The organism is Bradyrhizobium sp., from assembly GCF_004799445.1.
Taxonomy (GTDB): Bacteria; Pseudomonadota; Alphaproteobacteria; order Rhizobiales; family Xanthobacteraceae; genus Bradyrhizobium.
In genome coordinates this window covers 1-6,404 of the sequence record NZ_SSNA01000227.1, presented here as the reverse complement: position 1 = coordinate 6,404, position 6,404 = coordinate 1, and the positions used below count along the sequence as shown (strand labels likewise).

General features: G+C 57.4%; 6 protein-coding genes and 2 pseudogenes. 4 read left to right on the top strand and 4 right to left on the bottom strand.

Annotation, left to right across the window (positions count from 1 at the left end):
• Positions 1–274: 274 nt before the first annotated feature.
• The 4 genes and pseudogenes from E8A46_RS29255 to E8A46_RS30550 all read right to left on the bottom strand — a co-directional run.
• Positions 275–688, bottom strand: a complete 414-nt coding sequence (locus E8A46_RS29255) for a hypothetical protein (protein ID WP_291568585.1) — start codon at positions 686–688, stop codon at positions 275–277.
• A 242-nt stretch (positions 689–930) separates the two neighbouring features.
• Entirely contained in the window at positions 931–1,317 is a 387-nt protein-coding gene (locus E8A46_RS29250; protein ID WP_291568583.1) for an SPW repeat protein, read from the bottom strand.
• A gap of 334 nt (positions 1,318–1,651) precedes the next feature.
• Positions 1,652–2,283: pseudogene (locus tag E8A46_RS29245) on the bottom strand (tyrosine-type recombinase/integrase).
• Positions 2,284–2,417: 134 nt separating this feature from the next.
• Positions 2,418–2,528, bottom strand: a pseudogene (locus E8A46_RS30550) (DDE-type integrase/transposase/recombinase); the annotation flags it as partial.
• A gap of 273 nt (positions 2,529–2,801) precedes the next feature.
• On the opposite strand from E8A46_RS30550, the gene E8A46_RS29235 reads away from it, so the two are divergent.
• The 4 genes from E8A46_RS29235 to E8A46_RS29220 all read left to right on the top strand — a co-directional run bounded on the left by E8A46_RS29235 (position 2,802) and on the right by E8A46_RS29220 (position 6,165).
• Positions 2,802–3,332 carry a PRC-barrel domain-containing protein gene (locus E8A46_RS29235; RefSeq protein WP_291568580.1) on the top strand — a complete coding sequence of 177 codons (531 nt, stop codon included), beginning with the start codon at positions 2,802–2,804 and terminating at the stop codon, positions 3,330–3,332.
• A gap of 240 nt (positions 3,333–3,572) precedes the next feature.
• Positions 3,573–3,770: a hypothetical protein gene (locus tag E8A46_RS29230; protein ID WP_291568578.1), complete on the top strand. Its 198-nt coding sequence runs from the start codon at positions 3,573–3,575 to the stop codon at positions 3,768–3,770.
• A 292-nt stretch (positions 3,771–4,062) separates the two neighbouring features.
• Positions 4,063–4,407, top strand: a complete 345-nt coding sequence (locus E8A46_RS29225; protein WP_291568575.1) for a septal ring lytic transglycosylase RlpA family protein — start codon at positions 4,063–4,065, stop codon at positions 4,405–4,407.
• Positions 4,408–4,905: 498 nt separating this feature from the next.
• A complete protein-coding gene (locus tag E8A46_RS29220; protein WP_291568574.1) occupies positions 4,906–6,165 on the top strand; it encodes a PEP-CTERM sorting domain-containing protein in 1,260 nt (419 codons plus the stop codon).
• Positions 6,166–6,404: the final 239 nt, after the last annotated feature.

The following is a 6,404-nucleotide window of genomic DNA, read 5'->3' as shown; positions in this document are numbered from 1 at the left end:
TCTGGCACGTTTGAGACATGCCGACCCTTCCGACGAAGGTCGGCTATCAGGGGTAAAGCGGAAGCGACGGGGACATCGTTAAACCGACGCGATTGACCCAACAGCGACATTGGCTATGCACTGCGGGAATGTTTTTGATGTCGGTTCCAGCCCCTATCAAAATGCTAGTTTGAGCCGTTAGGAGCCGTCTTCGGAGCTTGGGGGCGGACATACAGCGGCGCGAATTCATTACGCTTCTAGGAGGCGCGGCGGCAGGATGGCCGCTCCGGGCAATTCACCTTACTTTACAGGACATGATGCCCCACATCTTGGACAGACGCTCGGATTGAATGCCGTTGGTAATCTTTTTGGCATCGTCGGCGTCGCCCTTGTAGATCGCCGGTATGATCTCTTTCTCACGCGTCGCCTTGAACTGATCCCAGACTGCCTTGAAGTCGGCCGCCACCTTGGCGTGGGCGCCGGTCATGCCGGCAAGTACGGAATCAAGCTTGGTGCTTGCCGCTTGCACCTTCGCGTTGAGCGCATCCTGCGCGGACTTGTCCTTGGCGTTCATCATCGAATACAGCGCGCTACGCGCGTCTACGAGAGCCGCGCAGGCGTCACTCGCAGGGTCAGCCCAAGCGGCTGGGACGAACGCCAGTCCAAGGCCGAACACCGTCGTCACAGCGATCGATTGGATGCTTGTCATAGATAACCCTTTCCTCCAAAGGAGCGTCACCTTATCCGCGGGCTCCGCCCTTTGATTGCTCAATCGTGAGCGCGGTTGCCATAGCATGCCCAGAACACCAGGCATTCGCACGGTCGGACTCGCTCAATCATCGGTGCATCTGGTCGCGAACGTCCATGCCGTCGGTAAGCACGGGATCATAAATCGGTCGCGCGGCATTGCGCGGACCAATGCTGCGCGTTCGACCGGTGTCGTGTCGAAACTTATCGTGCGCTGTGGCGGGTAAGCTCAGCGTTGCTCAGAGTCCAGTCTTGCCGCAGTTCTAACATCGCTAGCAGAACGACGGCGGCGCCAAGGACGAAGTGCCAATATCGGAGCATGCCGGCATCGGCGTAGCCAAGAATGAATGGTGACGCGATCAGCCACAACCCGCACGCGGTTTCAAGGCCCTCCTCCCAGCGGCGCAAATCCAAGAACTCGGATGCTCCGAGTGCCAGCACGAGAATGCCAACTATTGTGGCGTTGGCCGCAACGGTTTGGCTGCCCACGTCGCCGACTATCCACGCGGTCAGCACGATTAGAGCGCCCAGGCACATGCTGACACAATCTTCCCAGAGATAGTGGACGTTGAAGAGACGAATGCCTGCCATGGTAACCTCCATAGAATGAAATCCCACGGCATACGTCAGCGGCAAGGATAAGCTCCCGTACTCAAACTGTTGGACGACCGATCCGGCCGCATCAGGGCGTATGTCTAACACTAAAGATATCGCATTCCTTCGGTCGCGAGTTGATCTACATCAATGCCCGGTGCCATGAAATCAAAGCGTCCGCTTCTGATGCTGTGGACGGTTCCTCCACCGGTGCGTGAGTGCCATGAATGTGGGCGCGCTATTGAAGCCCTCACCCAGAACGCGATGGTCGCTATTGGCACAAACCGGCTGTTGAAGGTCGGGCAGAGCATGTCCGCTCTGCCCAGGTATTTCAGACATCAACTTGTTCCGCTATTGCCAAAGCGTCGTCCACCTCAATGCCGAGATATCTAACCGTGCTTTCGATTTTGGTGTCAACAAGCAGAAGCTGGACGGCCCTCAGATTGCCGGTGCGTCGGTAGATCAGAGTAGCTTTTGTTCGTCTCAGCGAATGTGTCCCAAACAGCCTCGGGTCCAGTCCAACGCTGCCGATCCACTCCGAAACGAGGCGCGCATACTGGCGGGTTGTCATGCTAGTTTCTGGACCGCGACGACCAGTGAACAAAAATTCGCCGGGCCTTTTGTTGGCGGCTTTTCGATAATCATCGATGGCCTGGCGCGTCTGCTCAATTCAAATCTGACGGGCCGTCCGGTTTTCTTCTGTCGGACCGTTGCGCGATCCGCCGTGTATCCGCTGGCGGCGACATCTTCGACTCGGATGGCGACGACGTCACAGCCACGAAGCTTGCCGTCGATGGCCAGATTGAACATGGCGAGGTCGCGAGCGCGGCCTTCAATCTGAAGCTTCGTCCGGTTCGACCAGACGTGTTTGGGTCGCAGCGGCGGTTTCGCTCCGGTCAACTTGCCCTTGTTCCACGGCACTCGGCTATGTGACGCGGGGGTCGCATTCCTGTGATCCTGCATGGTCATACTCCTCGGTTGCAAAGGACGAGAAGCATGTGCCGCCGATTAGGGTGAGGGCATTGGAATCAGGTCAGCTTTCGGGCCATTGCGGACTTCGCATCCGGCCCGGCGGCGAGGGAGGGGAGAGATTGACCCACAACGAGGGCATCGGTGACGAGCTGCGCCGTCATCGCTGCGTGCATCGACCAGCCAACCACCCGGCGAGAGAAGACATCGACGACGGCGGCCACATAGAGCCGGCCTTTGCGTGCGTACGCGGGCAACGCCGTTTCCGAATTTTCGGATGACATCGTCGAATTGAACGGTGTCGGCTACTGGCTGAAGACAGGCCTTGGCCTGCGGCGGGATATCGCCCCCCTTGTCCGCAATCGCGCCGCCTAGAGTCGAGCGCGATTGCGTCACCGGAACAGCGTCAACCGCTTCTCAGAGACCTTGCCGCGACGGCAAATTATTTACTGTTCCGCCGCTGGAACCAAAGTCCCACCGCAATATTGTTTCCTAAACAGTGGAGGAACATCATGCTTTCCAGATGTCTTGCAATAGCATTCCTGGCTACCGCGTTGATGACCGGCGCGGCGTCGGCGCAAACAGCCACAAACCAAGTGGATTCGACTACCAGTGCTACCACGCACAAGGAGGGTGAATGGCGCGGGTCCAAGCTCGCCGGCGTCGATGTGTATAATGAAGCAAACGAGAAGATCGGCGACATCAACGACGTGATTTTGGATAGGTCGGGCAAGGTGGCCAATGTCATTCTAGGTGTGGGCGGCGTTCTCGGCCTGGGCGAGCACTACGTGGCAGTCGGCTTCGATAAGCTGAAGTGGGTTGACCAGCCGGTGACCTCGACAACTGCCTCAACAACATCCGCACCGGCGAATGCTCCTGCAACTACTTCCGCTCCAGAAGGGACCACGCGAACCACCACCGGTGCCGCAACTACCACCACGACAACCACCACAACCAGCGCCGGTAAGCGTTGGTATCCCGATCACGCGGTGTACAACGCCACCAAGGATGAATTGAAGGCCATGCCGGAGTTTAAGTACTAACTCTCGACGTACGATCCAAAAGCCGCCCTCACGGCCAGCGGCGTCAGCCTTCAGCTTTGGGTCGGCGCCGGTATCCATATCCATCAGTGCACGACAGCTGGATGCCGCTCCAACCAGGCCATACATGATGTGGGCGAATACGCCGTACGAGCACGCCATGATCCCGATCGGTCCGCCAGGGACAACGATAGCGGGATCGAAAACGGGAATGACCACGGGGACTATCTTAGCGCGAGCGTCATGACCCGCGCCATCTCGCGACGTGGGCTCCTGGAACCGGACAACCGGCCAAACGTTGTCAAAAAGCTAGAATTCGAGGCTGCGCAATATGCAGCATTTGGAGGAAGACGCATGGATATCACCACCCTTCTCATCATTGTTGTTCTCATTATGCTGCTTGGCGGCGGCGGTTGGTACGGCCGTGGACGCTGGTACTGAACGTTGCTGATTGATCTGTCACTAGCGAGGCGTTACGGCGGCCACGCCCTCTGATGCGGCGCCCGACGAGATCGAAGAACACCGGTGTTTCAGCGGGCCGATCTTGCGCCGAAAATCTGAGTGAGATTTTGCCACCAAGAATGGCAGGTAGGCTCTCTCTATACGTCGCGTGGCCGCAGGAAGGGACAGTCCCTTGGCGACGCTTTCCTATCGGCAGGTCGCGGTGGTTAGGAGCGGCTCTCTGCCTGGTAAGTACTTCGCGACCTACGGCGGCCTAGGGAGTAGCTAGAGCATGGCCGGGAGATTTTTCGCTGCCATTGTTTTGGTGCTGCTAGCCGGGATAGCGGCGTCCCCGCCCGTTCTAGCCGAGACTGGGCGCGCCGCATATTATCGCGGCGGTCGGACCGCCAGTGGCGAGGTAACAGGCCGAAATGGTTATACGGCCGCCCATCGAACGTTGCCATTCGGCACAAATGTTCTAGTGACCAACATGAGCAACGGGCTTTCGGTAACCGTGCGGATAAACGATCGTGGCCCTTATGGTCGAGGGCGCATTATTGATGTCAGCACCGCGGCCGCGCGCGAGCTTGGTATGATTGGCAGCGGGACCGCAAGTGTGCGGGTAGATCGACAGTAAATCAGCGCCTTGCGATACTCTAAGGAATAAACTCGACGAGCGGCGAGATTCCGCAAGGCTGGCGACTTCCGAAATTGGCACGTTTGAGACATGCCGATGGACTCTGGGCATGTCTGCTATTCGGGGCAAAGCCGACCTCCCGGTTGAGCCTCCGGACTTCTCAGTTTGACCCTGAACGGACATTCGGCCTAATAGTCTATCTCTCGGAACCTTTCAGCCTTCGGAGAGTTCGGGGTTACGCCGCCTACCAAGCGCCATGCGGTTTTTTTGTTTGAGCTGATCTTGCGCACGATCTGCTGCGCAGCGGCGCCCTCATCACCACAATCCAACCATACGTTGTGTTGCGGCAGCGCAACATTTCTCGCTTTTTTGCATAAGAGCTACGCGACACTTTGCTTCAAATTGCTTCAAATTGCTTCAAATTGTCATGTCGCGGCAGCAATGTGGCGAGTACGCTCTCGGTGGGGCAGGCAACCATATTTTTATGGGAGCCAGCATATGACATCGACGAGATATTTGATTGCGGCTGGAGCAGCCTTGATCTCAATCGCGGCAGCTACGGCAACCGCGCACGCCGATTACGTACTGACCGACACCATCGCCGTCCCGCCGAGTCCGAGTAACGTCCAGCCCGGGGGCGCATTTTCGTCCTTTGATATCAGCTATTTCGATCCCTCGACGCAACTCGACTACGTCGCGGACCGGTCCAATGCTGCCGTGGACATTTTCTCGGCCCAGACTAATAGCTATGTCGGGCGTATTGGTGGAACCTGCTGTCTGTTCTCTGGCCAGACCTCCTCTACCAGCACCTCCGGGCCAGACGGCGTTCAAGTCATAAACTTACCGGGTCAGCATCAAGTCTACGCTGGGAACGGCCCGAGCAACCTGCTGGGGTTTAATATCACCTCCAATCCGGCGAATAATCCCCAGTTTGCTAGTACATTTACCTCGGGCAAGTTTCGAGTCGATGAGATGTCATTCGATCCGAACACCAATAGGCTTCTCGTAGCCAATAATGCGGACAGCCCAGCGTTCGCCACGCTGATCAATGCAAAGACAGGTGCAATCATCAAAGGGAACATAACCATACCCGGCGCGGCCCCCGGTGACGGCATGGAAGCTTCGGACTATAACGCGAAGACCCACACGTTTTTTGTAGCACTTCCATCAATCGGCGGCGACAAGTCCGGCGGCATCGCAGAAATCGATCCTGCCACTGGCAATGTTTTACGGGTAATTTCCCTCGCGAGCCTCGGCATCGCAAGCTATTCGCCGACCGGTCTCGCTATCGCTGCCAATGGTCAAATTCTGTTGGGCAACGGTAACGCTACTGGGGGTACCGTCATCCTTGACCCAACCGCTGCATCGCCGCTCGTCAAGGTCATTCCTCAAGTCAGCGGCGAAGATCAAGTATGGTACGATCCAAAAACCGGTCGGTGGTTTATTGCAGCTCGCTTTAATCCGGGCGGACCCGTCCTAGGCATCGTTGCCAGCAATTCAGATTTGTTCTTGCAGAACGTCATGACCACAGCCAATGACCACTCCGTTGCGGTTGATCCGATTTCTGGCGAGGTGTTCGTTCCGTTGGGTGCTGATCCAACGAACACCATTTGCCCGAATGGTTGCATCGGAGTCTTTACTGATAACGTTGCTGCCGTGCCCGAGGCCTCGACATGGGCGATGATGATCCTCGGGTTCGCAGGCGTCGGTTTCATCGCATATCGTCGGAAGGCAAAGCCAGCATTTCGCTTCGCCTGATCCACGATAGTCAGGTTTGAATTGAGAGCCGCCTTCGGGCGGCTTTTTCTTTGCGCGACTTATACCCGCCATGTCCGCCTTTGGCACGTTTGAGACATGCCGGCCGGGCCTGACGATGTCTGTTTATCGGGGTAGACCCGAAGTGACCGGCCGACGGTCAAAACGGCGCTAATGACCCATATCGGAAATCCGCGGGCGTAGGTCGGTCAGGCGAACAATCCCAAGTGCCGCTCCGAGCA